At 40.9% G+C, this 25,066-nt stretch carries 24 protein-coding genes; 5 read left to right on the top strand and 19 right to left on the bottom strand.

Features of this window, described 5'->3' with window-relative positions; translation table 11 throughout:
• Positions 1-2 precede the first annotated feature (2 nt).
• Genes iolC through M3206_RS06145 form a run of 3 tightly spaced genes read right to left on the bottom strand, consistent with a single transcriptional unit; the run spans position 3 to position 3,277 of the window.
• Positions 3-965 carry a 5-dehydro-2-deoxygluconokinase gene (gene iolC / locus M3206_RS06155; protein WP_251311634.1) on the bottom strand — a complete coding sequence of 321 codons (963 nt, stop codon included), beginning with the start codon at positions 963-965 and terminating at the stop codon, positions 3-5.
• A complete protein-coding gene (gene iolB / locus M3206_RS06150) occupies positions 965-1,783 on the bottom strand; it encodes a 5-deoxy-glucuronate isomerase (RefSeq protein ID WP_251311633.1) in 819 nt (272 codons plus the stop codon). Before iolB ends, iolC begins: the two co-directional genes overlap by 1 nt.
• A gap of 3 nt (positions 1,784-1,786) precedes the next feature.
• A complete protein-coding gene (locus M3206_RS06145) occupies positions 1,787-3,277 on the bottom strand; it encodes a CoA-acylating methylmalonate-semialdehyde dehydrogenase (RefSeq protein WP_251311632.1) in 1,491 nt (496 codons plus the stop codon).
• Between the two features lie 253 nt (positions 3,278-3,530).
• Between M3206_RS06145 and M3206_RS06140 the strand changes: the two genes are divergently transcribed.
• Both M3206_RS06140 and M3206_RS06135 read left to right on the top strand, forming a co-directional pair.
• Positions 3,531-4,289, top strand: coding sequence for a DeoR/GlpR family DNA-binding transcription regulator (locus M3206_RS06140; RefSeq protein WP_251311631.1), 759 nt, complete (start codon positions 3,531-3,533; stop codon positions 4,287-4,289).
• A 15-nt stretch (positions 4,290-4,304) separates the two neighbouring features.
• Positions 4,305-4,697: a tautomerase family protein gene (locus tag M3206_RS06135; protein WP_251311630.1), complete on the top strand. Its 393-nt coding sequence runs from the start codon at positions 4,305-4,307 to the stop codon at positions 4,695-4,697.
• A gap of 44 nt (positions 4,698-4,741) precedes the next feature.
• Here the strand turns inward: M3206_RS06135 and M3206_RS06130 are convergent, their stop codons facing one another.
• Both M3206_RS06130 and M3206_RS06125 read right to left on the bottom strand, forming a co-directional pair.
• Positions 4,742-5,062, bottom strand: a complete 321-nt coding sequence (locus M3206_RS06130) for a PTS lactose/cellobiose transporter subunit IIA (RefSeq protein WP_251311629.1) — start codon at positions 5,060-5,062, stop codon at positions 4,742-4,744.
• A complete protein-coding gene (locus M3206_RS06125; RefSeq protein WP_251311704.1) occupies positions 5,059-5,349 on the bottom strand; it encodes a PTS sugar transporter subunit IIB in 291 nt (96 codons plus the stop codon). Before M3206_RS06125 ends, M3206_RS06130 begins: the two co-directional genes overlap by 4 nt.
• Before the next feature lie 242 nt (positions 5,350-5,591).
• On the opposite strand from M3206_RS06125, the gene M3206_RS06120 reads away from it, so the two are divergent.
• On the top strand, positions 5,592-6,458 hold the full coding sequence (locus M3206_RS06120; RefSeq protein WP_251311628.1) for an SDR family oxidoreductase: 867 nt from the start codon (positions 5,592-5,594) through the stop codon (positions 6,456-6,458).
• A 44-nt stretch (positions 6,459-6,502) separates the two neighbouring features.
• Here M3206_RS06120 and M3206_RS06115 read toward each other — a convergent pair whose 3' ends face one another.
• From M3206_RS06115 to M3206_RS06070, 10 genes are all read right to left on the bottom strand, one after another.
• On the bottom strand, positions 6,503-6,838 hold the full coding sequence (locus tag M3206_RS06115; protein ID WP_251311627.1) for a helix-turn-helix domain-containing protein: 336 nt from the start codon (positions 6,836-6,838) through the stop codon (positions 6,503-6,505).
• A gap of 164 nt (positions 6,839-7,002) precedes the next feature.
• A complete protein-coding gene (locus M3206_RS06110; protein WP_251311626.1) occupies positions 7,003-8,376 on the bottom strand; it encodes a sugar transferase in 1,374 nt (457 codons plus the stop codon).
• Positions 8,377-8,446: 70 nt separating this feature from the next.
• Positions 8,447-9,511: a glycosyltransferase family 4 protein gene (locus M3206_RS06105; RefSeq protein ID WP_251311625.1), complete on the bottom strand. Its 1,065-nt coding sequence runs from the start codon at positions 9,509-9,511 to the stop codon at positions 8,447-8,449.
• The gene (locus tag M3206_RS06100) at positions 9,508-10,746 is read right to left on the bottom strand and encodes an O-antigen ligase family protein (protein WP_251311624.1); all 1,239 of its coding nucleotides are present in this window, start codon (positions 10,744-10,746) and stop codon (positions 9,508-9,510) included. Before M3206_RS06100 ends, M3206_RS06105 begins: the two co-directional genes overlap by 4 nt.
• A complete protein-coding gene (locus tag M3206_RS06095) occupies positions 10,730-12,193 on the bottom strand; it encodes an oligosaccharide flippase family protein (protein WP_251311623.1) in 1,464 nt (487 codons plus the stop codon). The genes M3206_RS06100 and M3206_RS06095 overlap by 17 nt, the downstream gene beginning before the upstream one ends.
• 14 nt (positions 12,194-12,207) lie before the next feature.
• The gene (locus tag M3206_RS06090; protein WP_251311622.1) at positions 12,208-12,825 is read right to left on the bottom strand and encodes a CpsD/CapB family tyrosine-protein kinase; all 618 of its coding nucleotides are present in this window, start codon (positions 12,823-12,825) and stop codon (positions 12,208-12,210) included.
• Positions 12,812-13,540 carry a YveK family protein gene (locus tag M3206_RS06085; protein WP_251311621.1) on the bottom strand — a complete coding sequence of 243 codons (729 nt, stop codon included), beginning with the start codon at positions 13,538-13,540 and terminating at the stop codon, positions 12,812-12,814. The genes M3206_RS06090 and M3206_RS06085 overlap by 14 nt, the downstream gene beginning before the upstream one ends.
• 123 nt (positions 13,541-13,663) lie before the next feature.
• The gene (locus tag M3206_RS06080) at positions 13,664-14,494 is read right to left on the bottom strand and encodes a hypothetical protein (protein ID WP_251311620.1); all 831 of its coding nucleotides are present in this window, start codon (positions 14,492-14,494) and stop codon (positions 13,664-13,666) included.
• 125 nt (positions 14,495-14,619) lie between these two features.
• Positions 14,620-15,999, bottom strand: a complete 1,380-nt coding sequence (locus tag M3206_RS06075; protein WP_251311619.1) for a sugar phosphate nucleotidyltransferase — start codon at positions 15,997-15,999, stop codon at positions 14,620-14,622.
• A gap of 3 nt (positions 16,000-16,002) precedes the next feature.
• Entirely contained in the window at positions 16,003-17,223 is a 1,221-nt protein-coding gene (locus M3206_RS06070; protein ID WP_251311618.1) for a glycosyltransferase, read from the bottom strand.
• Positions 17,224-17,467: 244 nt separating this feature from the next.
• Here M3206_RS06070 and M3206_RS18980 point away from each other — a divergent pair, with 244 nt between their 5' ends.
• On the top strand, positions 17,468-17,650 hold the full coding sequence (locus M3206_RS18980; RefSeq protein WP_349773996.1) for an anti-repressor SinI family protein: 183 nt from the start codon (positions 17,468-17,470) through the stop codon (positions 17,648-17,650).
• Between the two features lie 735 nt (positions 17,651-18,385).
• Here the strand turns inward: M3206_RS18980 and M3206_RS06065 are convergent.
• Positions 18,386-20,698: a glycerophosphodiester phosphodiesterase family protein gene (locus M3206_RS06065; RefSeq protein WP_251311617.1), complete on the bottom strand. Its 2,313-nt coding sequence runs from the start codon at positions 20,696-20,698 to the stop codon at positions 18,386-18,388.
• Between the two features lie 177 nt (positions 20,699-20,875).
• Here M3206_RS06065 and M3206_RS06060 point away from each other — a divergent pair, with 177 nt between their 5' ends.
• Positions 20,876-21,439 carry a glycerol-3-phosphate responsive antiterminator gene (locus M3206_RS06060; RefSeq protein ID WP_251311616.1) on the top strand — a complete coding sequence of 188 codons (564 nt, stop codon included), beginning with the start codon at positions 20,876-20,878 and terminating at the stop codon, positions 21,437-21,439.
• Here M3206_RS06060 and M3206_RS06055 read toward each other — a convergent pair.
• The 3 genes from M3206_RS06055 to M3206_RS06045 are packed head-to-tail and all read right to left on the bottom strand — an operon-like array spanning position 21,434 to position 25,059.
• Positions 21,434-22,210 carry an HAD-IIA family hydrolase gene (locus tag M3206_RS06055; protein ID WP_251311615.1) on the bottom strand — a complete coding sequence of 259 codons (777 nt, stop codon included), beginning with the start codon at positions 22,208-22,210 and terminating at the stop codon, positions 21,434-21,436. The two genes, M3206_RS06060 and M3206_RS06055, sit on opposite strands and share 6 nt — an antisense overlap.
• A 21-nt stretch (positions 22,211-22,231) precedes the next feature.
• On the bottom strand, positions 22,232-23,932 hold the full coding sequence (locus tag M3206_RS06050; RefSeq protein WP_251311614.1) for an ABC transporter permease: 1,701 nt from the start codon (positions 23,930-23,932) through the stop codon (positions 22,232-22,234).
• Complete coding sequence (locus M3206_RS06045; protein WP_251311613.1) at positions 23,929-25,059, bottom strand: ABC transporter ATP-binding protein; 1,131 nt, start codon at positions 25,057-25,059, stop codon at positions 23,929-23,931. The genes M3206_RS06050 and M3206_RS06045 overlap by 4 nt, the downstream gene beginning before the upstream one ends.
• Between the last annotated feature and the right edge of the window lie 7 nt (positions 25,060-25,066).

Here is a 25,066-nt window from a genome sequence, read left to right as displayed (position 1 = left end):
AATCACCCCACGTGACTATTCATTAAATTTTCAATGTCTGCGACTGTCGGCATCGCATCTGATGAGCTATGTTTGGATACGACGATCGAAGCAGCCGCACTGCCGTATTGTAAAGCTTCTTTAATGCTCTTATCGTTTTTCAATGCATAGATGAAACCTGAGGCAAAAGAGTCACCAGCACCGAACGTCTTCAACACTTTGGTTTCGTAGATGGTACCTTCGATGACTTCTCCATCCTTTGTGAAAGCTCTTGAGCCTTTCACTCCATGCTTGATGACGATTAATTGTGGAGAATGCTCAAAAAGCTCTTTTACCGTTTCCTCATCACTGTTGCCTTCTCCGTTTTCCATCACATCGAACTCATCTCTAGTTCCGATGACGATGTCTGCCATTCTTGCTACCGTGGTCATATAGACTGCGCTCTCCTGTTCGCTCTTCCACGTATACGGACGGTAATCAAGCTCAAAGATCACTTCAACACCGTTTCTTTTTGCCACATCCACCGCATGCAGTGCCGCTTCTCTTGATGGTGACTGGCTTAATGATGTACCTGAAATCAGGATGGTGTCGGCACGCTTGATATACTCATCATCAAAATCAGAAACGCTTAGATATAGGTCCGCAGCATTGTCGCGATACATTAAGATACTGCACTCTTCCGGACTTTTGATCTCTGTGAACGTCAGACCGATCTTTCTGCCTTCTGTATCTTTTTTGATGTAGCTTGTATCCACTCCTGATTTTTTCATGTAATCGATCACAAAGTTACCATGCTGGTCATCGGAAACTTTTGCGATCATTCCGACGTTCAATCCTAATTTAGAAGTCCCGATCGCTATATTTGCAGGAGAGCCTCCCACGTATTTTGTAAACGTCATCGTTTCTTCCATCGGGCGATTATATTCTGTCGCATTCAGATCAACAGCAGCTCTGCCAAATGTAATCAAATCTAGTTTTTCCATCATTAATCCCTCTCCAAGATCCATTCATGATCTTTATCATTATGAAACTTCCATTTTCTCTTTGGTCCAGCCATAACGTTCAGATAATAAAGGTCATACCCATCGGGGACGCCTACCGGATGATAGCCTTTTGGAACGGATACACAATCCTGGTGTTCGACTGACATCGTTTCATCTAATTCACGATCATCGGTATACACCCTCTGGAAGACAAAACCTTGTTCCGGATTCACTTCATGATAGTAGGTTTCTTCCAGAAATGATTCTTCAGGGAGGTTATCCTGGTCATGCTTATGCGGAGGATAACTAGAGAAGTTCCCGCTGTCTGTATACACCTCTACGACCAAAAGGTTTTCGGGAATGTCCACATCGTCTGGCAGGATATTGTGTACGAGCCTTTGATTGGCGTACTTCCCTCGTTCTTCAATATCATTGTCTTCCGCACGGATCACCTTCGTGTCCAACACTTTCGTAGAGTTTGAGTAACATAGAGCTAGTTTTGCTTGTTTATTCGATTTCACTTTAATAGTTTTGGTAGAAGGAACATAGATGCTATCCGTCGGTTTCTTATCAAACACGGATTCTCGCGTGCCGAGGTCTGAGTAAGTTTCTCCATCGACCTCAACATCCAGGTTTCCTGTCAGGACTACCGCACATAATTCAGTATCTTTCAGGTGCTCTTCATACTGGGCACCCTCTTTCATTTGGATGACCTTGAATTGTACGTATTCAAGATCTGTATTCGCTTTGTTTAAATCCTGAATTAAAGTTACCCCTTCGGATAACTTTAATTCTTTTTTCTTATATAAGAGATCAGCCACGATTTACCCCTCCTCAGAAAATTCTGGTTCCTGATGACGTGCTGTAACTACTTTCTTTCTCGTGTAGAACTCCACACCATCTTTTCCGTTTGCATGAAGGGAGCCAAAGAACGAAGACTTCCATCCGGAGAACGGGAAGATCGCCATCGGAGCAGGAACTCCAAGGTTGATTCCTAACATACCTGCATCGATGTTTTCACGGAAGTAACGAACGCTTGAAGCACTATCCGTGAATAGGCATGCACCATTCGCAAATTCTGACTGATTCGCGACTTTAATCCCCTCTTTTAGGTTTTTCACCTTCACGACTGACAACACAGGAGCAAAGATTTCGTCTTTCCAAATCTTCATATCTGTTTTTACATCTTCAAAGATCGTCGGTCCTACAAAGTAACCATCATCTGAGCTTCTTTCACGTCCATCCAGAAGAAGTTTAGCACCTTCTTTTTCCCCTTCTTCTATGTATTGGATCGTACGCTCCTTGTTCTCTTCTCGAATAACAGGTCCTAAGAATACACCATCATCAAGACCGTTACCCATTCGGATGTTTTCAGCTTCTGTTTTGAGTTTCTGCGTAAACTCCTCATAGATTCCTTCTTCTACCGTGATGACAGCAGCCGCCATACAACGCTCGCCCGCTGAACCGAATGCTGCACCGATCACTTCTTTCACAGCTTGATCCACGTTCGCATCGTTAAGCACGATCGTATGGTTTTTCGCTCCCGTAAGGGCTTGTACACGCTTAAGGTTGTCTGTACCTTTTTTATACACATACTCTCCGACTGGTTTTGAACCGACAAAGGAGATCGCTTTAATGTGTTCATTTTCAAGAATGCCGTTTACTACATCGTGGGCGCCGTTCACTACGTTGAATACGCCAGCTGGCAATCCGGAAGCTTCTAATAGTTCTACGATTTTCTCGATAAGCAATGGCGTTTTTTCAGATGGCTTCAAGACGAATGTGTTACCTGTTGCGATCGCCATCGGGAACATCCAGCAAGGTACCATCATCGGAAAGTTGAACGGTGTAATCCCACCGACAACACCGACAGGATAACGGTAGTTGGTTCCTTCGATATCTGTTGCGATAGATGGTAAGGAATCACCCATCATCAGACTTGGTGCGCCTGCCGCAAATTCAACATTTTCAATTCCGCGTTGAACTTCACCAAGTGATTCTTTTAGGCTCTTTCCGTTTTCTTTTGTAATGATCTCAGCTAGTTCCTCTTTGTTGTCTAACAGCAATTGTTGAAACTTGAATAGAATACGAGCTCTTTTTGGTACAGCGACATTTTTCCACTCATGGAACGTGTCTGCAGCAACCTGAGCAGCTTGATCGAGTTCCTCTCTCGTTGATAGCGGCACCTTGGCCATAACTTCTTTTGTAGCCGGGTTATATACATCAATGGTTTCATTGCTTTTACTTTCTACCCATTGACCGTTGATATAGTTTTTTAAGACTTTGACTTCTTTTAATGTTTGTACGTTTGACATATTTTACATCCTCCCTTAGGTAACCGTTTTCAGAATTCAGAATATTGATTTAAGTTATGTCCCAAAGGTTATCAATCATTCACATGTTAGTCAAGTGTTAAATATCTTTTGAGTAACTTTTGATTATTTTTTATTCTATTTTGGTGTTATTAACCAAAAATTGTGCTACAATGTGACTACATACATATCGCGAATATTTCACTATAGACAAAAAGTCCAGTGAAAATGCAGAAGGAATAAGGGGGTGTGCTTCATGAAGGTTAAACGAATTACTAGAATAGAAGAATACTTAAAAGACAAGCATGAGGCATCGTTAGAAGAGTTGAAAGAACATTTTAATGTCTCATTAAACACCATTAGACGAGATATCAATGAATTAGCTAAATCTTCAACGATTAAGAAGGTATATGGAGGGGTTGTTTATAATAAAAACAACCATGCTACAAGAGACTATGAAGACCGGAACATTAGCCTATTAAACGAGAAAAAGGAGATCGGTCAGCATTGTGGTCAATATATCCAAGAGCATGACATCGTTTATTTGGACTCTGGTACGACGACACACTTTGTTCTTGATCAATTGGATGAGGAGATCGAATTCACATTAATCACGAATAGTTTAGAAGTCATTAATAAGGCAGTTAAATTTCCTCATGTTAACTTGATCACCATCGGGGAAACCTATAAAAGATCAACGAAATCCTTTATCGGTATCTCCGATGACCTGACCATAAGCAAGTTTAATATCAATAAAGCATTCATGGCCGCAACCGCATTTTCCCTTGATAATGGAGCGACGAATTCAGACTTGTTCGAGAATAGGATTAAAAAACTCGTATGTAAACGAGCCCAGAACGTCTATCTATTGATCGACTATACGAAATTCGGTAAGACTTCCTTGTACACCTATTGTGATTTGGAGAATCTCCATACCATCGTGACAAATGCTGCGCTTGACGAGACATACGTAAGTGCCATTAAAGAATCTGGTACAAATATCGTTCTATTATAGAGAGGAGAAAAAAAGATGCCACTATTAAAATTTCATCTATATGAAGGCAAAGACGAAAAAGAGATCAAGCAGATCCTCGATGTGACCCATGAGGTCATGGTCGATGCCTTTGAAGTCCCTGCAAGTGATCGTTATCAACTCGTCCATGAACATAAAAAATATCAGATGATTATGGAGGACACAGGTCTCGGGTTTGAACGAACAGACGACTTTCTCTTGATTCATATGATTTCTAGAGAAAGAACGAAAGAACAGATTACGAAATTCTATGAAAACCTGGCGAAGAATCTGGATGAAAAGTGTAATATCAAACCATCTGATTTAATGATATCCATCTCGTCTAACGGTGATAATGACTGGAGCTTCGGTGGAGGGAAGGCTCAATTCTTGACTGGAGATCTATCTTAATCTTAAAAAGGACTGTCCGGATGAATTCCGGACAGTCCTTTTGTTTACGTTAAACATTTGTTTAGATGGAGCTCTGCTAATTCCTTAACCAGATCATGAACCATTTGAGCATTTGAAACATGATCCATCGCATGGATTAAATAGACGGTGACTGGAACCTCTTCTTCCCTCGCGTTCAAACTTAAAACATTCGTCTGTTCTTTATGAGCTGCGAGCAGAAACTCCTTGGAGAGGGCTATTTTTTCGTTGTACCCTTCTTGATCTCCCTCTTTCGCACAGTTCAAAGCTTCAAAGGCATGCTTTTTCGCTTGAGCCGATTCCGTGATTAGAGGCATAAATGAAGTGATATCGACGTCCGTTTTCATATCGCCTCGTTCAATTGCTCAAAGATACTGTAAGCATTCATATTGTTATAGTCATTTACGGAAACCTTAAGCACTTTGCCGTTGGTAACTTCCTTGTATTCCTTCTCTTTATGATGGATCTGTGGGACAAGAAGAACCGCATCCACCGGCTCTTTTTTCACATAATCCAACCCTTCTTCGGTGCTCTTTGAATGGATATTGAACGTTTCTTCGTTCTCTTGTGCTAATTCGTTTAGTTTTTTCACTAATAGACTTGTTGAAATACCCGCTTCACATACGACAATCACATTTTTCAACGCGCACACCTCCGGAATAGTAATGTCTCTACTTTATAGTACTTCATACTTTTATTTCAAACATTATACATTGCTTCTACTACACTATGTTTAGCCCAGAAATATACATCTTAAACGAAGGAACGAGGGAATCACACGAGACTCCCTAGTGAAAAAAACTAGGCAATCATGTTTATTCAGTTGTGAGATGGGAAGAAAGGAGTTATGAGAGATTAAAAAGGAGTGATTAAATAATGTCTAACCAAAGTCATCCAACAGGACAACCTGCACAGCATCAAAATCAACAGCCTGGTGTAGAATCGGAAATGACACCAAAACCTCAATCAGAAAGCCCAAGATATCAAGGCAGCGGTAAATTGAAAGGCAAGTCGACGCTGATCACTGGCGGAGATAGCGGAATCGGTAAAGCAGCTGCTATCGCTTTTGCAAAAGAAGGCGCGAATGTAGCGATCGTTTACTTAGAAGAAACCGGTGATGCAGAAGAAACGAAAAAGCAAATTGAAGAAGAAGGCGCTCAATGTCTGTTGATTCGCGGTGATGTGGGAGATGAATCATTCTGTGAGCAAGCCGTTCGCGATGTCGTTGGTTCATTTGGTGGACTCGACGTTCTTGTGAACAATGCAGCAGAACAGCATCCACAACAGAACTTTGAAGATATTACTGCTGAACAACTTGAGAAAACGTTCCGCACCAACATATTCTCGATGTTCCATTTAACAAAAGCGGCTCTTCCTCATCTGAAACAAGGAAGCAGCATCATTAATACAGCATCGATCACAGCGTATCAAGGTCATCCGGAGCTTATCGATTATGCTTCAACGAAGGGTGCTATCGTATCGTTTACGCGCTCATTGTCCAATAACCTTGTGAAAAAGGGTATCCGCGTTAACGGAATCGCACCAGGTCCGATCTGGACACCGCTTATTCCTTCAACGTTCTCTGCAGATAAAGTTGAGCAGTTCGGTAAAGATACGCCGATGGGCCGTCCGGGACAGCCGGAAGAACTAGCTCCTGCATATGTGTATCTAGCTAGTGAGGATTCTTCTTACGTTTCAGGACAGATGATTCATATTAACGGCGGTAAAGTTGTGAACGGATAAAAATAGCAAAGTAAAAAAGAGCTTCCTTTAACGGTTGCTCTTTTTTATGTTTCATTCGAAGGCATCTTTAGAATGCACTTCCACGATTCAAATGCTAAAAAGTTTCGGACTTCTTCTATACTTAAACCCGCCTTTTTTGCTTGAAGAATTAACTCGACCCATTCGGGATCAAGTTTTTCAGAAGGATTGGTTAATAAATATTCTTCCTTTACCTCTAAGGCTTGGGCTAGTTTTTGTAGAATTAAAACCGATGGATTTGAACTATTGTTTTCAATATTGCTTAAGTGCCCTTTAGAAATCCCTGATAAGGATGCTAGAGTGGAGATACTTACTTTTTTGTTTATTCGAAGGTCTTTGATACGCTCTCCAATACTTATCAAAAAATATCACCCTCTTTTTATAAAGGTAGACGGCATATATACGTTTTGTACGTTAGTACGGTGGAAGGGAAAAATTGTACGGTCGCGCTTCTTTTTTGTACAGTGACCCTATTTGTTGCACGGTTTGCATTCACTTTCCCGGCCATTTTTGATCAGTCCATCTATTAAGCTTTGTGCTGCTTGTTTATCTTTAACGGAGAAAGCGCAAAATCCTTAGGTGACACGAGAGATTGGATCGAAACTCCTTGAGCTTGATCTCTTTGTACGATCACCCTTAGTGTTTGCAATAAAATCTTGATATCTAACACAAGAGTGTAGTGTCGAATGTACAATAAATCATAATGCAGCTTGTCTTCAACCGTAGTCGTGTAGTTAGCCAGTACCTGAGCGAGCCCTGTAATCCCGGGTTTTACCGTTAATCGATCTTCATATTCAGGAATCTCATCCTTAAATTGTTTTACAAAATAATCCCGTTCTGGCCTCGGACCAACGATACTCATATCTCCTCGTAACACGTTAAAAAGCTGAGGCAGTTCATCCAAACGCGTTGCTCTGATCCACTTTCCAACGGATGTGACCCGTGGATCATTACTTGCGGCTAAAGTAGGGCCTGTCATCTTTTCAGCATTATTCTCCATGCTTCTAAATTTATAAATAGAATACGGTTTTCCGTTTAATCCGATCCTTTCTTGAAGATATAACGCCGAACCTTTTGAAGTTAATGGAATCAAGATGTATAAGAAAAGCATGATCGGACTGCTAATGACGAGTAGGATCGTTGAAATGACAAGATCGAACACCCTCTTACTTATCTCGTTACTTTTTGTTATATAAGGTGGCTGAATGGAATAGATCATCCTATCATCCAGCTGTTGAGGATGGCTTGTAGCTACAAGCAGATCAGTAAAATCAGGGATGAGTAGAATCTCGATCTTCGCGTGTGAAAAATACTGAATGACCTCATCTTTTTGCTCGCCTTTAACCGAAGGACACAAAAGGATCGCATCCAAATCACTATCATATTGATTGATTGTTTGATATTCCTTAGCTGAGATCGTTCCTGATAATTCAAACCAGCCTGATGCGTGGTTCAGCAGCTTATTTACGTTTCTATTTCTTTCATCAGCATCGTTCGATATAATCCAAACCTTCTTTTGACCGGATTGTATTTTAGATACGGACCACCAGCCATACCGAATAAAGCCGATCAAAAGTATTTGTATGATAAAAGAAAAGAACACGACTTGTGGATTTGCAATGAAAAGAAAAGGTAGATTGGAAAGTAATAATGCTAGAAAAGAATTACCAAAGATGAACTTTAAACTCTTTCTTTTTACTAACGAATAACAATCAAAAAAGAATAAGAGGATCAGAGAAACACACGACACAGACACAGCTACAAAATCTGAAGTTGTAAGGGTGGTGCTATCTATTAAACGATATACATAAACCGACACCTGAAAGCTTAAAAAAACGAGAAAGAAATCAACGGATGCCATTAAAATCTGGTAAAAGCGAACTTTAAAGTCTTCTAACATTTTTAAAAACTCCCTTCCACTCCCGCGTTGTTCATTTCACAACTTAAAAAGTTCTTAATAAAGAACATACCTATAAAAAAAATTTCCTTTGCTTCTGATACTCTTGATACGTAAGCTCGACCATTTGATTTAATGAGAATTCTTTTTTCACCTTATCTCTGGCTCTTTCAATCACCCTCAATCGCAGCAACTTGTTCTCTTTTAATTCTTTTATTTTGCTGCAAAATGCTTCAATGGAATGGTCTGCGATGAGAATTCCTGTCTCACTGTCTATAATGGCTTCCTTAATGCCACCTCGATCGATTGAAATCATGGGTGTGCCGACAGCCATCGCTTCTAAAACAACCATCGGAAAGACCTCTCTCTTCGACGTTAAGAGCAGTACATCCATTTCAGAAATAAAGGATTCTGGATGCTTAACGTTTCCGATTACCTTCACTTTGTCCTCTAATTGCAAATCTTTTATTCGTTCCCTAATGACAGGGAGCTCTGGCCCATCCCCCGCCACGTAAAATTCAATATCGGAATCATCTCGTAACGTGTTAGCGATCTCGACAAATAAAGCATGGTTCTTTTCTTCTGAAACTCGTGCTAAGATTCCAACCTTAAACATTTTCGACTTCTTTTTATCTTGGTACTTAAATTGTTCGAGATCGACTCCATTGTAGATCGTGATGAGCTTATCAACATACACGCCTATTCGCAGGAGATTCTCACTTTCAAAGTGACTGACCGTTATCACTTTGTTAACAAAATGATTCAACAAAAAGGCCATAAGGAAAGGAGCTTTCTTTTCTAAAATCGTGACATTGTGCTTCGTGTAGATGCAAAGAAACGAATGGATCATGGTTAGTCGAATCAAGAACAGCATCAAAACTGCTCGTAAGCTGTTTGCATGGATGATGTCTATTCTCTCTTTAAGAATCAGCTGACGTATTTGCCAAAAATTATAGAAAGGATTGGACCTCTTTAGCGCTGTGAAACGGTCTTTATGTTTAATATGCGTATACAGCTCTCCAGGTGCTGCAGCCGCATAAACGTTTACCTCACCATCCGGAAGATTGTTTTCCAGTTTACAAAAATACATTTCTGCTCCGCCTGTTGTAAGTTTGTCAGTCAACAAAAGAACATTCATGGCCTCACACCCTCTCGCAATAGATTTTTTGGTGGTTCATACGTAAACGCCTTCTCTGCTTCATGAAAATGAACGGCAAGTAAAGCGAGATACATAAAGAACAAATCATTGATGATCACAGATAGAGAAACCATCTGCATGATGAAACCGAAGAAAGCTAGAAATAAATACGGCTTTGTTCGATGAACACGATGTTGAAACAGCTGTACCACTACAAATAACAGGAAGAGAGAGAAGCAAAATAACCCTAGGGCACCTGACTCTGATAATATTTCTAAAAATGTATTATGCACTTGCAGCGAATCACCAAACTGGTATTGGTTATAAGGAAGGAAGTTTGATGCTCCTACTCCGATCCATGGACTTTCCATAAAATATCCCCATGCTCGACTCCATAACTCAAACCTTCCGCTCCCTCCATCACTCGAAAAATCTTGCATGCGAGATTCTATGACACTATAAATATCCAATCGAAAAAATGTAACTGCTATGTAAAGGGTGATCGTCACTGATAAAAAGGCACCGATCAAAAGTTTTACTTGTTTGATAGGATTGTTCAGAATCGCGATATAAAGGAGGAAAATCAGGATGTATGCCGCCAACCCTCCCCTAGAAAAGGTAAGCAGACTGGCCAGGATGCATAGAATTAATCCGATTCGATTTCGTTTCACGTTAAGATTACATAGAAAATAAGTGAAAAAGATGGTGTTATAGAAAACAAGGTAGTTCGGATCAGCTGTCAAGCCGATCAACCTCGGATACTCACGGTCCATAAATACACCGACTGAGTAGATCCCATCCCCCTGCATAATGAAGTTCAACTTCTTCAATCCTAAAAAGTAGAACACTAGATTTCCAATATTAAAGAGAATCCCTGCATAAGAGATCGCGTTTTCAATCAATGATTCTTTAGCGCTTCCCAACAAACGTTTCATCAAAAAATAGCAAACTAGATATAAGGCAATCCCGCAAATAATCCTAAGACTAGCCGAACCATACAGCGCAAACACGCCAGATAAGCAATAGGCGATATAGAATAAAAGCAATCCACATTCAAACAGTTGAAGCCTTTGAAACTGCATGCTCGACAGATGGATGATAAAAAAAATGACTAAAAAGAGCATGTATGGCTTTAAGGCAAAACCGAAGTCGATACTATATTTTCCTAAAGGAACGAGCAGGATCAGCAAAAACAAAGCAATGGGAAAGCTTTCTTTTCTATTTATGGATTGCATTTCCTACTCTCTCCTTTACCTTTAATCTAGCGTTCACCCCATGAAGAAGGCCAGCTACCTTCTCTCTCATCTCTTTATCTAAGTAAACCAGCAGCAACATACCCACGAGGTGAACGATCGCCCCTATAAATGGATAGCCTGAAAATGCTGTGGTACCTATAGACAAGAACAATCCAAAATAAAGCAGATACGGTAAGAGTGTTTTTTGCGCTAGTTGTTTTCTGTTCGGAAGGAAAAACCAAAAGCCGAAAAGTGCAATGATCTCAACCGCTAGACCCGCATAAGCGCCACCTATTACGCCATACTTCCAGCTTCCTAACACATAGAGCAGAACACCCGCTACCACTGCAAATAACTGCACCCCCGTTCTGTAACGCTGCATCCCTCTTGTCGTTAAGCCATCAGCTAGACCGATACCGATCGCTTGGAATACCACGAATAGAGCCAATAAGCTTAACGCTTGTGAAGCCGGCAGCCAGCTCTCTCCGAATAACAGAAGGATGAACTCATCAGAAAGATAAAAGATCGGTACAGCGATCACCATTCCAAAGAGCGCCATGCTTTTAATCAGCATGACATGTAAGGATGAATAGTCTGCCATTTGGTCGTTATGATACCGGCTAAACATCACGGGCCGATATGCTCCCGCAATCATTAAGGGGAGTTGTTGCAACGCCTGGGGTATGCGGTAAGCCACCGCGAACAAACCAACCTCTTTCAGCGTTAATGTTTTCTCTAAAACGATGGGGCCCAGTTGAGGGGTTATGATAAACAACAGCCCGCTGAACATGAACGATGTGAAATGCTTTAAAAAGCCAGGCAAAAAAGGTACATTTAAGCGAATTGGAATCTGACTCACCACAAGAATGATGGCAAAGACACCCGCTATACAATAGGAAATCCCATACATGAGACACACGATAATCGGTGAAAGCGAGAACAGGATGCTTAACAAGAGCGTGCAAATGAGCATAACAGCGGAAAACATCTTGATGATCCCGATATACTGCATCTTTCTCACCAATTGAAAGAACATCGTGCCGACACCTTGGAGCGCTAATCCTACTACCATCGGAATCGATAAAAAATAAGCAACGTTGATTAGCTCCTGGTTATTGGAGTAAAAAAAAGATATAAAGCAAGAGCCGCCAATCAATGTGATGAGAAGGAGAAGTGCCCTCACCTTTATGTAAGAGGATAAGACTGCTGTTACATCTGCATCCTTTTTAGACCCTTCTCGTATCGCAATTTCCGTTAGTCCTGCATCTGTAAAGTATCCCATGATCATCGCGGATGCTAACGCCACACTAAACATGCCGTAATGATAGGCTTCTAGATAAGAAGCTAAATAGATAAGAACAAGCGCATTTATGAAACTTGCTGCTGCTGTACTATAAAAAAGGTGAAAGATATTTTTTGAAATAGAATTCGGTCTCCATTCTTTCATGGTTAAGCACCCTTCTAATCCTTCTGATAGATCACACCAAGTATCGGTTTTTTTGAACGATCGATCTGTTTTTTAGTTGCTTCAGTATCTTTCAATTTGGTTTTACCTGACTGAACGACAAGTAGTACGCCATCACATTGATCGACCAAAACTTGTGCATCGGAAAATTCTAAATAGCTTGGCGCATGAAACAATACGAGATCAAACTGATCTTTCCACGCTTCTACAGCATCTTGGACTTTTTTTCTGATCCATAGCTCTTCAACTGGATTGGATAGATTACCAGCAGTGAGAATAGATAAGCGTTTCATGTAATGATTCCGAACTTGAAAGAGGTTATCTCCGTTTAGAACAACATCGATAAATCCTTTTGTATTCGGAATGCTGAAATATTTATGCAAACTTGGGTTTCTTATATCCGCGTCTACTAACAACACATTCTTCCCTTGTTCTGCAAAGGAAACAGCTAAATGAGAAGAGACATAAACATGTGGAGATCGTCCTTTTGGTGATGTAATCATCAAACGATGCGATGTATTGTCTTCTAATTGTTTTTCCAGGTTACTTCTTAAAATTCTCACCTGCTCTGTACTTTTGTTGATTTTGGATTGCCTTCTCTTAAGCCCTAGCACTTACATCCCCTCTTTTCATGATTCTTGAATGAAAGGAAAACATCGTCTTTTCTTTTTTTCTAACCTTGAGTTGGCCTAAAACAGGGAGACCGAGCAACCGCTCTACCTGTGATGGGTCTTGGATCGAGTTATCCAGATATTCTTTCAGCATACCTAGGCCAATTCCAAGGAATAACCCAACAAATAACCCGATCGCGATATTAATGAATGGATTGCCCACTTGTTTCACTGAGATATCGAATTCCGATTTACTCACGATTTTTAAGTTTTTTACGTTTAAAAGATCATTTAATTTTTTTACCGACACGTTCCCGACGGTATAGGCGATTTGTTTTGATTTTTCAGGATCTGATTCTTTAATGACGATGTGGATAATCTGGGAGTCCTTATTGTTTTGAACCGATATCTTCTCTTCCAGTTCTTTTAAACTGTCCTCATTACCTAACTCATTATTTACAGCGTTCAAAACGATAGGACTCTTAATGAGATCGACAGCTGAAGCTAGGATACGGATCAGCTCCTGGTTTTCTGTAAAGCTGTTTTCATTCTGTTCTTTCCCAACAATGATGTACTCTGTTGCTTCATAGCTTGGTTTTACAAAATAGATCGAGACGATTACAGCGAGTAACGAAACAAACAGGGTCGTTAAAAAAATTGTAATGGCTCTATTTTTTAAGATCTGAAGAAACCTCATTAAGTCTATTCGTTGTTCCATCATTAGCCCCCCTTGCATTTGTTCGAAATAATGAACTCTAACGGTAAAAAAAGAGGATTCCTTGAATTTTTCCCGATGTCGAACCTCCAACGAAAAAACTCCAAAACTTGGAGTTTTAACTATTCACTTCATATTGAACTGACCTTTATCTACAATTCTTGAAGCAGGTATGCTTCTAATATCTAGTTTGTTGTATGAACTTTGTGCCGTGAATTCCACGAGCGTATTATTTTTCACTTGCGTTAAATCCCATGCCATTCCATGAAATTCATTGTACTGGCTGGAAATGGTCATCAGTTTAACGGTTTGGCCTGAAGGCTGAATCTGCAAATTCGTAAAAAGATTCCCGCTGCATTCATTCGGGATGCTTTCGCTTGAGATAAACGTGATCCCTTGAACACAGTCATCGATCGATACACTTTCAAAACGATTCGCATTGATCCAGCTATACCCTGTAGCCGGCTGAACACTCTGTAAACGAATGGCTGTATTTAATCCTGCGATATTGATGTTTCGAAAATTAACAAATGAGATTTCGTGATTGGTACCGTTCGAATAAAGATGCAGCCCTGTACCTTTATAGCTTCCGCTCCAGTTCACGATATTGATATCTTGTATAATTGTTCTGTTCCACGTGTTGTAGTATCTATATTTTCCATCCAGATATATCACTTGTGAGTTAAAATTAGCATCATCAATCGCAATGTATGCCCCAACTAATGATGCATTTCTTTGAATCTCTAAAACTCGGAAGTTGCCACTGATCACAAAGCGTGACGCATGACCAAACAATAATCGTACGCCTTCTTTGACCACAATTTTACTGGTTATATAATAGTCACGGTCTGCAAGAAGAACGGTCTTGTTCCCATTATAAGTGTGGGCATAGTCGATAGCTGCCTGAACAGCGGCTGAATCATTCGCCCCATTAAAGTTATCCACTACAATTGTCATGAAGATCCCATACCTTTCTTAACAAGTTTTGTACTTGTTACTCTATTAAAGCCATCTCCTGAAGAGACAAGCTAATAGATACTATAAGATATGAAATTCCATGGTAATCGGCAACTAGATTTAGATTAAATGACAATACTAGATTTATTCATTTCAGGAATACATTCTTCCCAGTTCGTTGAGACACTTAATTCATCTTCAATGGTTAATAGAGAACCTGTTTGAACCTCAATGATTTCGAGGTCTTCTAGCGCTCTAATACTGTGTTTCGCCCTTGCAGGAATCTCAAGTATCTCTCCTTCTCTTACTCTTTTTATGCTTCCATCTAAGACAAACTCCCCCTCGCCCTTTACAATCATCCATACTTCCTGACGATTGATATGCATATGGTAACTCAAGTTTTTCCCTTTATGGATGACGAGTCTTTTGGTAAGGACTTCTTTCTCGGCATCTATCTTGTTATGTTCTAACGTCTTATACCAGCCCCACCTTTTTTCTTCATACATGGGTTGTGGTTGATCGCCTTTTAACAATTGTTTAATCATCGGACTTTTTTCTTTATCCGAAACCAATATGCCATCAGGACTAGCAGCCACGACAAGATTTGAGCCACCAATGATGGTGACAGGAATATGAAGTTCGTTAATTAGATGGGTGTTTACTGAATCTTGACTGATGATGCCTTCCCCTACCTGTTGCACACTCATCTCATCCGTTAATGTGTTCCACGTACCGATATCCTTCCAATAGCCTTCGTACTTGAGCACAACAACATTCTTTTCCTTTTCGATTACAGCATAGTCCATACTGTCTTTTGGAAGACTGTCATACTCTTTAAGTAATTTTTCAAAAGTCGTCGGCCGACCCATGTTTTGTAATCTCGTAATCATGTAGTTCAACTTGAAAGCAAATACGCCACAGTTCCATAACCCACCAAGCTCTATAAATTCCTTCGCGAGTGCTGTTGATGGTTTCTCTTTAAAATACTTCACTTCGTTCCAAGGTGCGCGATCCTCGTGTTTTGGAATAATGTAGCCATATTTTTCAGATGGAAAAGTTGGCTGCACACCCATTAATGCGATGTTCGCATTCGATTCTTTAAGAACCTTTTCCATTTCCTTCACTTTATTGAAAAATTGCTGTTCTACATAAGGATCAACAGGCAGGACAACGATTACTTCATTCGGATCAACCTTTTTATAAGAGTAGAGATAGGATGCCGCTAAACAAACAGCTGGAAAGGTGTCTCTTCGTTCGGGCTCAACGATCAGATCACGTACAGGGTCCAATTGATTCATGATCATATCTACTTGTGTACTGCTTGTTGAGATGAGTGTTGAATGTTCGAGACCTGCTTCTTTTAATTGACTCCAAACCCGCTGAATCATCGATTGGCTTTCACCATTCTTATCCTTAAGCACTTTTAAAAACTGTTTAGAGCGTGCATCGTTTGATAATGGCCATAAGCGTTTACCCGATCCACCTGACAAAAGTACCAGCTTCATTCTTCACACCAGCCTCTTTTTCGTATTGGATAGATGTTGGCTTTCCCTCTTATTGTTAATCGTTCTCCTATATAGCTCAACTAACTGCTCATTGAGATGCTTCCATTGAAAGTTGTTCTCCACAAAACTTCTCGCTTCTTTTCGCATCCCTTCTAATTGAGGCATATCGGCAAGAAGCCTGACAACGGCATCGGCAAATTCTTTATCTTGATCACAGACCACTATGTTTTTTCCGTGTTTGCCCCCTATTGGATCGTTGACGATGGACGTCGTGATGACAGGTGTTCCGCAAGACATCGCTTCTAATACTTTGTTCTGCAGCCCGGCACCCATCTTAAGGGGACAAACAAAAAGCTTTGATTTCCAAAGATATTCCCTTACATCCTCCACCTCACCGGTGACAACAATATTTTCATACTTTTCACAAAGACGCAGAAGATCTTTTGTTGGGTTGCGACCGACTATATAGAACGTAAAGTCTTTCCTTCTCTCTTTTATAAGCGGGTAGATGTTATGTATAAAATATTTAACGCCCTCCCGATTAGGGGCATAGCTCATGTTCCCGACAAAAATTAAGTTGTTATGATTAGTGAGTTGTTTTTGATAAGAAAAATAATCAAGATCTACGCCATTTGCAATGCTTGTTAAGGTGTTGCGATTCAATGAAACGTTATTCTTATCTACGTCTGAAATAAAAACTCCAGCATCATAGTGGTAGCTCGCTAGTTGTTCCATTTTATGTACGTTTCTTGCTTCCCAACGGAGGATTGGGTTGGCTAATGATTTTTTCATGTGTATCGTTCGATTAAGGTTTAAGGAAATGGAATCGACAAAATCTATTACGTTCGGTAGATGACGAATTGAAGAATGATAAGGAAATAAGCGAACAAGTTGATGGTGGACGATATCAAATTCGTATTGTGATGCCGCTTTTGTTAACGCTTGATGCATTTCATGGGAATGGTAGAGTGACATTTGCAACGGCCAACCTTTAAATAAACCCGTAAACATATTTTTCACTGCTTCTGTTTTTTTAAAAGGTACGACTGTAACCTCTTTACAAAGTTGCTGGAGTTCATAAGGGATAGAGTTTTCGGTTCCAAAGGAAATCAGATGAACTTCATGTCCCAAAGACTTTAACCCTTTTAATTGGTTATACGCTCTTAATTGATCACCCTTAATTGGAGGATAGGGCAATCGAGGTGAAGCAAATAAAACCTTCATGATATCACCTACCACGTTTTTTTATTACACAATAGTGTTCTTTAATAAGAACGTTTTTATGATTATAGTAAGTAATAAATAGAAATTCAAGAGTTTAGAGAACATTTTATTCATTTTTAAGAACAAAGAACTATTTTCAGGATAATAATTAGAAAAATATTACAATTGTATTACAAGGGTAATTTTTGACAAATTTTTCATAAGAACCTCTTTATAATCAAGAAAATAAGTTACATATGTTTGGATGTTTTCACTCATTTCGAACATGGACAAGTTAGAAATAAAAACGTATGGGGGGATTTTTCTAGTGGAGAATACCTTATGTTTGGATCAAGAGTGGATCGAGTTAATGTTAGAAGCAAGGAGCCAAGGGTTTAGCTGCGATGAGATAAGAGATTTCTTGAAGAATCCTACTTGCTTTAAATAGGGCTCTGTTTTTGCTTAAGCCTTTAAAGCCTGACCTACAATGTACCCAACTGGTAACTGCCGGTTGGGTTTTGTAGCTCATAAGCACTGTTCCGATTTCGTACAAACTCCCTATACCTATATGGTCTCTTCTATACGAAATGTATAGTCCATTATCTATTTTCTTTAGGGGGGACTGTGTCTATGGTTAAGCAAAAGTACCACCGTGTGATGCTCAGGTATTTTTTAAGCCTTTATCACAGCTGTAAAGACAGGAAGTTACGAGAACAATTTTTAGAGAAAATAGATTATCACGAACGGAAGATTCAACTTATACAAATGAATGTGATCCGCTAAAAAGGGGCGACTCAAAAGTGTAAAAACTTCTGAGTTCAGCCCTTTTTTTATGTAAAACAAGAGAAAAAGGATGTTTTGATGAATCAAAACCAGATTCGTTACTAATACCGTATGAATTCAAAGCAAGAAGGCTGCCAATCGAGTTGTTTTAGCACTAAAAAAGACTTGATTTAGCAAGTTTGAGCGAAAACCACCCATTCTGAGCGAAGATCCGGAATTTTGAGCGTAGCTCGGCGATTCTGAGCGGTACTCGAAGATTTTGAGCGAAGAGAGGGTCATCTTGCGCGAACGTGTAACAGAATAAAAAAACGCGTACCGTGAAAACCTCATTCAGACCGCATCATTCAAAAAAGAAGGCTGACATTGGTCAGCCCTCCGTTTTAAAAAAAACTTCATTATACTATTTAACCGTTACTTCAATCGGTTCTGCCACAAGGTTCCACTCTTCCCCTAACATGTTAAACGTATGTTTAACAAAGACTTGGGCTTTTCCTGGAGCTACTGCTTCAATCGTGTTTCCGTTCACGGTCACGACACCATTATGGTCTGCAACATACAGCTCTGTCTCAATGTTTTCCCGCTTGTCTACGCGATAGCTGACTTTCGCCTTTGCGTTTATGGTATGTGATTTGCCCACATTTACATTCACTTTTTTAATCGGTGTTTCCAGCTGGATTGGCGAATGTGTCAGCCATTGTGTGTAATCGGTGATCGGTCCGATCAAGCCTTGTTTTAGTTTGTCCACAAATGGCGGTTCTTCTCGGAATGTCCAGTGCATGCTCAGCATTCCGCGCTGACGCATGTACGTGATGAACTCGCTATAAACCGTATTGTAGCTCGCATTTAAGGTAACGTCATTCATCGTTCCATAATCGACCATTTTCTTTGCGTTCTTTAGCTTCTCATCATAGGTGGTTGGTTCTGCTGCTGAAAAGAGATAACCGATCGGCAGTTCTGGTGCGATGTCGTTCATCACCTGCATGCTATCCAAATAAAAGCTTTGCATCGAAACCTGATCCATCATGCCTTCACTTTTCACCTCATCGATCACCTGCTGCTCGATATCGTGGTCTTTTATTTCAACAAGCAGAACGATGTCTTTTCCTTTAAATGCTTGCAAGAATTCTTTAAAGGTTGGTACTTTTTCTCCTGCAAATTTCTCATCATATTTCATTCCTGCATCCAATGCGCGAATTTCTTCTAAAGTCAGTTCATGTACAGCACCTGTTCCGTTCGTTGTCCGGTCTACCGTATCATCGTGCATAATGACAAGATGTCCGTCTTTTGTGCGTTGAACATCTGTCTCAATCTGATCAGCACCTAAATCATACGCCATTCGATAGCCGACCATTGTGTTCTCTGGTGCTTGCGAAGGAACACCTCGGTGGGCAGCCACGATCGGTCGCTGGATGATCGTTCTTTCCGGATACTGACTGAACGCTGTAACGGCAAGAGCTGGCTGATTGGTCACGATACCATCTACCCCTAAATGAAGAAGAGCATGGGTATCGGCCATCGTATCCCCGCCAACTCCCCAAACGGCAACCATTCTATTATGCAAGTAGTAGATTTTATCTGGTGTTAGAAGTTTAAAAGGAATCATGACCATTTTACTCTCACTAGCGTGAACATCTTCAACGATTTGCTGAAGATCATGCTTATTCAGAGAGTTTTTTTCATAAACAAGACCACTGCGAATTTTAGGATTCAGCGCTTTGATCGACTCAATAATTCCCGTGTTACTTGAAACCACATGAACATCTGTTATGGATGTTTCATTTAAAACAGCAACAACCGCTTCTTCTATCCCAGCTTGCTCAATATGTAGTACTGGAATTTTCTTTGTCTTAAGCGCGCTTAACTGGTCTTTTAGCGGTTTTCCGTTCGCATAAAGTGTTCCTTCTCTGTTTTCTACTTTTAAGAGTGCGGATCCCGTTTGATCATCGTAATTTTGAACTTCCGCTCCCTCTATTAAAGTAGGTGCATTGATGATATTGGTAGGTGCTTCATCTGGTAGTAACGCACCCGAACTTGGAACAGGAGGCAGATCAGCATTATACGAAGACAGTTTTACGTTATCGTATTGAACCGTGGATCCAGCCGCTTGAAAACCGATATCACCGCCTAGCCATTTCGATGCGCCTGCGGTGTCCACTACAAGCTCCCCATCCACATATTGCTGAACGCGATTTTTTTTTGCGATTACTTTTAAATGATAGCTTTTGTTAAATTCGAAGTTCTCTTTATAAAAGTTCGTTTCGGTTACGTTCCATGCATTTTTTTCTGTACGTTCCGCAAACTCGATTCCATTCAGGGCAGAAGTTCCCCTTCTGATGGCGAATTGATAAAACGGATAATCTTCATTTTGAACCCGGTACATGATCGATGCCCAGCGTGTATCCTCGACCGCCGAAACAAAGGTCATATCGGCTTCAAATACATAGTTTCCTTGATTATCATTCGCTAAAGGGACAACGACTTTAGCAGGCTGATTCGTTGCAGGTGAAGTTAGAACCAGCTTTCCGTCTTGTACATTTCCTTGTCCTTCAACCACTTTCCACCCTTGTGGCAATGCTCCGTTATCAACATTATCAAAAGATTCGTTTAGGATGACCGTGTCATTCGCTTTTACCGGGCTTGATACTTGTGGAACAGCAAGACTTATAGCTAAGGCAGACATGACGATAAGCTTACAAATAGAATGAATGTTCACGTTATAAAACAACCTCCATGATTAAATGTTTGTGAATCATTGAGCATAAAGACCTAGTTCACCTCCTTTAAAGACTTTAAATAAGTCATACGTCGCGTGCATTTTAGACGTCATGTGATAAACTCTTCATAAAGAAATTGTAAGAATGTTAGAAATACATACGAGGTGGGCATAGGAATGGAACTAGTAAATATGGTAGAATCTCAGCTTATTGCTTCTATTAAAAACCAGAAAGATCTTGATAAGGCGATCAAAAGTTCAGCAAATATTGCCTTTCTATTAACGGGGGATATCTCGACTGCTGAAGACTATATTAAACAACTCCGTGAAGCGGGTATGTTTATTTTCCTTCATCTCGATTTTATTGAGGGCTTGTCCAATACGAAAAGTGCCATTAAATATATAGCTGATGTGTGGAAACCGACTGGTATTATCTCAACAAAAATCAACATGATCCGGTATGCAAAAGAAGAAGGGCTCATCACGATTCAGCGCATCTTCTTAATCGATCGTGCTGCTGTTGACAAAGGGATAGAAATGGTCAAATCGTGTAAGCCCGATGCGGTTGAAGTATTGCCTGGGTTGATGCCAAAAGTGGTCGACAAGCTCTCACACCAGCTCAAGCTTCCTCTTATTGTTGGAGGATTGATCCAAGAAAAAGAGGATATCTTGTTAGCGCTTGAAGCTGGAGCATTAGCTGTTTCTTCTGGAGACCCCGCAATGTGGGACTTTGATCTATAGATTGACGACTTCTTTGATACTGTCAATGACATAAGAAGGCTGAAAGAAAGACTTCTTTAACATGTCTTGATTCGTTACACCTGTCATCACGAGTACAGATTGCAGACCGTTCTCAATTCCCATACGGATATCCGTTTCGAGCCGGTCCCCAACCATGTAGCATTGAGAAGGGTCCAATTGAAGTACTTGAGACACTACATACTCAGCCATCCATTTTGAAGGTTTACCTGTAATAGACTCAATCCTTTGACCCGTAACACCCTCCAACGCACCGATCATGGCGCCGCAATCCGGAATCTCACCGCCCAATACAGGACAAGTCCGGTCAGGATTGGTCGCAATGATCGTGGCTTTATTTAACCATGCTTGAAAAGCTAGATTGATTTTTTCATAGCTGAACTGGCGATCCCATCCGAGTACAACGAACTTTGCTTGTTTAGCATCATATGTCATCGGAATCCCTTCATCGGCTAACTCTTGTATGAGTGGCTGTTCACCGATCACGAGAGCGGCTTCACCTGTTTCGAGAGCATCCTTTAAAAACTTCGCAGTGATGAAGTTCGAGTTGATCACTTCATCCAGCTTTACATCGATACCGAGTTTACGAAGCTTTTTCACGTAGTCCATTCGGGTCGAGATCGATTTATTCGTTAAGAAAACGACCTTATCTCCCCGCTGTTTGAGGGCGGCAATCGCTTCTGCCGCACCCTCAATTAACATTTCATCCAAATAAACCGTTCCATCTAAATCAAAAATAAACCCTCTAGTCAATGCTCTTCTCCACCATCCATCTTATAGTTGATTTTTTGAAATACGGTTTGCGATCGCTTGTAAAATGAGCACGATCACGACAAGAACAACAGACATCGCAGCAGCTGTATAATACTCGCCACGTAAGATGTTCTGGAAGATCGCCAAACTCATCGGTGCCCATTCTGCAGGGGCTAGCAATATAGATATACTCGTTTCTTTAATAACAGTGATAAATACAAGGATGGATCCCGCTGCAATACCCGGCAGCATCAAAGGTCCGATAATCGTAATTGCCGCTGTTAATGGTGTTGCTCCTAAGTTAACCGCTGCTTCTTCAATATCTTGTTTGATGGAGCGCATCGTACCCATCGTTGACCGAACCATGTATGGAAGGCGTCGGATCGTATAAGCAAGGATTAAGAGCAGAGCTGTTCCCGTCAGGTGAAGCGGTGCCGTGTTAAACGTCTGAATCAGTGCGATACCAAACGCAATACCCGGTACAACGAGCGGAACCGAAGTCATGAAATCCAACTTTGATGAGTTCTGTCTAACTACAAAATAAGAAACAAAGGTCGCGATGATTACGCTAAGGATGAGTGCTCCAAGCGCAAGCACGATACTATTCTGTATGTTTCCGATCGAACTGGTAAAGATCGTTTGATAGTGTTTCATCGTATAACCGTTCGGAAGCGGATTCTTGCCCCATGTCGTCGCTAACGATTGCAGTAAGATCGATAACATCGCGAGTAATGGAACGATCACGATAACAAGGGAGTACACAGAAAGCGTTCGTGTTAATCCTTTCGCATCATTGAGTTTCTGCTGCTTCGGTTTTCCTGAAACAGAGCCATAGTTCTTCCCTTTTGTAAAAAGGTGCTGCAGCCAGAAGAAGAACGCCGCTACGAGTACCATGATGACCGTTAAGATCGCTGCTCCGCCCCAGTTAAAGAACCCTGCAATTTCGCGGTATGCTTCAACAACGAGCAAGTTCAGATCTTTTGGTGCCAATATGATCGGTGTACCAAAGTCTGAGAACGAAACGGTAAAAATTAAGAGAGCACTTGAGATCACACCTGGAATGGCGAGCGGAAACGTGACAAAGATGAACGTGAACCAGTTTCTCGCACCGAGGTTCAGTGAAGCTTCTTCAAGAGAGATGTCACTCACTTTGAAAGCCGCTACCATCGGCCATAGGGCATATGGGAAAAAGAAGAACACCTGGACAAGAATGATTCCAGCCATCGAGTACGGATCAAGTAGCATCCCTTCCCCGCCCAATGCATTGTAAATGTACGTCACCCATCCTGAACGGCCGAACATGATGATGATCGCATAGGCTGAAATGAAAGTCGGAACGATCAGTGGGATCGTACATAATGCTGCAATTGTTTTCTTAAACGGCATGGTAGTACGGGCAATTCCATATGCGATTGGAATACACATGACGATGACGATCAGCGCGACGAGAACAGCCAACTGTAAACTGTTCGTTACCGCTGAAAAGTACGTTTTATTCGTAAAAATCTTTTCGTAGTTAGCTAAGGATATAGCCTTGAACTTTTCAATCGTTGAACTTAAGATTCCTGGATCTGTGATCGACCCTAGTAGATTAATGGGCTGACTTGTAAAACTTACTAGAAATACGGAAACTAAAGGCAGCAGCAGGAAAATCCCGAAGAAAGCATAGATCAGAATCTTAACGACGGTTAATCCATTAAAGGAACGCAGCCGGTTCTTCATATTAACAACACCCTTTCAGGATCGATCGTTAACTGAACCTTCTCTCCTTCTGTCAGAATGGCTTCACCCGGTACAAATGTCGTATCAACAACAAGCTGGTATTCCTCTACTTGAATGTCATAACGTACGATGGAACCGAGGTATGTTGAAACAAGAACTTTCCCCTCGATGATGTTGGTCAGCTGATCTTCACTTATCGTTCCAGGTTTAAACGCTTTAATGTTTTCAGGACGGATGATGACGTTTACATCGTTTTTCTCAACATGGTTCATAGATTTAAGTAAAAAGCCATGCCCTTTCACGATGGAATGTCCGTTTTCCTGCCCCACCACTTCTCCTTTTAACACGTTCGATGTACCAACAAAATTCGCGATAAACGGTGTAGAAGGCCTGCTATAAAGCTCAATCGGTGTCCCGATCTGTTTTACTTCTCCCTGATCCATAACCGCGACCCGATCCGCCATGCTCATCGCTTCTTCCTGATCATGTGTGACGAAGATGGTGGTAATGCCAAGATCCTGCTGGATGCGTCGGATCGTATTGCGCATCGAGTGACGAAGTTTTTGGTCTAGGTTCGATAACGGTTCATCCATGAGCAGGACGGCAGGTTCCATGACAAGTGCTCGTGCCAGAGCAACACGCTGCTGCTGTCCACCTGATAATTCGCTCGTCAGTCGCGTTGCATGCTTATCTAACTCAACGTACTCTAGGATTTCCATCACCTTCTGCTCGATCGCTTTTGGATATTTTCCTAGTTTTCGGTTGAGCAGTCTTAAGTAGATGGGCAGTTTTGTTGCAAGATTGCCTGCATTTAATTGTTTAATGTTTAAACTGTAAGCTACATTTTCAAATACGTTCATGTGCGGAAAAAGGGCATAGCTCTGAAATACCATTCCGCAGTTTCTTCTATTCGGAGGAATATGGTTTACTTTTGTCTCTCCGATGTGAATCGTTCCTGATGTCGGCTGTTCGAATCCTGCAATACAACGCATCGTTGTTGTCTTCCCACACCCTGATGGTCCAAGTAGAGCGAAGAACTCGCCCTCTTGGATATCAAGGTTTACGTTATTCAGGGCCTGAACACCAGAAAACTCTTTAGTAAGTTGTGAAATCTTAACTGAACCCATACTCAAC

Origin of the sequence: Fictibacillus phosphorivorans (genome assembly GCF_023715845.1) — a bacterium.
In the GTDB taxonomy this organism is placed as follows: Bacteria; Bacillota; Bacilli; order Bacillales; family Fictibacillaceae; genus Fictibacillus; species Fictibacillus phosphorivorans_D.
This window is presented reverse-complemented; position numbering and strand designations above follow the sequence as displayed.

Bases quoted from the DNA above. Each gene is read 5' to 3' on its own strand.
- iolC (WP_251311634.1), bottom strand. From the start codon at position 965: ATGATGGAAAAACTAGATTTGATTACATTTGGCAGAGCTGCTGTTGAT.
- M3206_RS06145 (WP_251311632.1), bottom strand. From the start codon at position 3,277: ATGTCAAACGTACAAACATTAAAAGAAGTCAAAGTCTTAAAAAACTAT.
- M3206_RS06140 (WP_251311631.1), top strand. From the start codon at position 3,531: ATGAAGGTTAAACGAATTACTAGAATAGAAGAATACTTAAAAGACAAG.
- M3206_RS06135 (WP_251311630.1), top strand. From the start codon at position 4,305: ATGCCACTATTAAAATTTCATCTATATGAAGGCAAAGACGAAAAAGAG.
- M3206_RS06130 (WP_251311629.1), bottom strand. From the start codon at position 5,062: ATGAAAACGGACGTCGATATCACTTCATTTATGCCTCTAATCACGGAA.
- M3206_RS06120 (WP_251311628.1), top strand. From the start codon at position 5,592: ATGTCTAACCAAAGTCATCCAACAGGACAACCTGCACAGCATCAAAAT.
- M3206_RS06110 (WP_251311626.1), bottom strand. From the start codon at position 8,376: ATGTTAGAAGACTTTAAAGTTCGCTTTTACCAGATTTTAATGGCATCC.
- M3206_RS06105 (WP_251311625.1), bottom strand. From the start codon at position 9,511: ATGAATGTTCTTTTGTTGACTGACAAACTTACAACAGGCGGAGCAGAA.
- M3206_RS06100 (WP_251311624.1), bottom strand. From the start codon at position 10,746: ATGCAATCCATAAATAGAAAAGAAAGCTTTCCCATTGCTTTGTTTTTG.
- M3206_RS06095 (WP_251311623.1), bottom strand. From the start codon at position 12,193: ATGAAAGAATGGAGACCGAATTCTATTTCAAAAAATATCTTTCACCTT.
- M3206_RS06085 (WP_251311621.1), bottom strand. From the start codon at position 13,540: ATGGAACAACGAATAGACTTAATGAGGTTTCTTCAGATCTTAAAAAAT.
- M3206_RS06080 (WP_251311620.1), bottom strand. From the start codon at position 14,494: ATGACAATTGTAGTGGATAACTTTAATGGGGCGAATGATTCAGCCGCT.
- M3206_RS06075 (WP_251311619.1), bottom strand. From the start codon at position 15,999: ATGAAGCTGGTACTTTTGTCAGGTGGATCGGGTAAACGCTTATGGCCA.
- M3206_RS06070 (WP_251311618.1), bottom strand. From the start codon at position 17,223: ATGAAGGTTTTATTTGCTTCACCTCGATTGCCCTATCCTCCAATTAAG.
- M3206_RS18980 (WP_349773996.1), top strand. From the start codon at position 17,468: ATGTTTTCACTCATTTCGAACATGGACAAGTTAGAAATAAAAACGTAT.
- M3206_RS06060 (WP_251311616.1), top strand. From the start codon at position 20,876: ATGGAACTAGTAAATATGGTAGAATCTCAGCTTATTGCTTCTATTAAA.
- M3206_RS06050 (WP_251311614.1), bottom strand. From the start codon at position 23,932: ATGAAGAACCGGCTGCGTTCCTTTAATGGATTAACCGTCGTTAAGATT.
- M3206_RS06045 (WP_251311613.1), bottom strand. From the start codon at position 25,059: ATGGGTTCAGTTAAGATTTCACAACTTACTAAAGAGTTTTCTGGTGTT.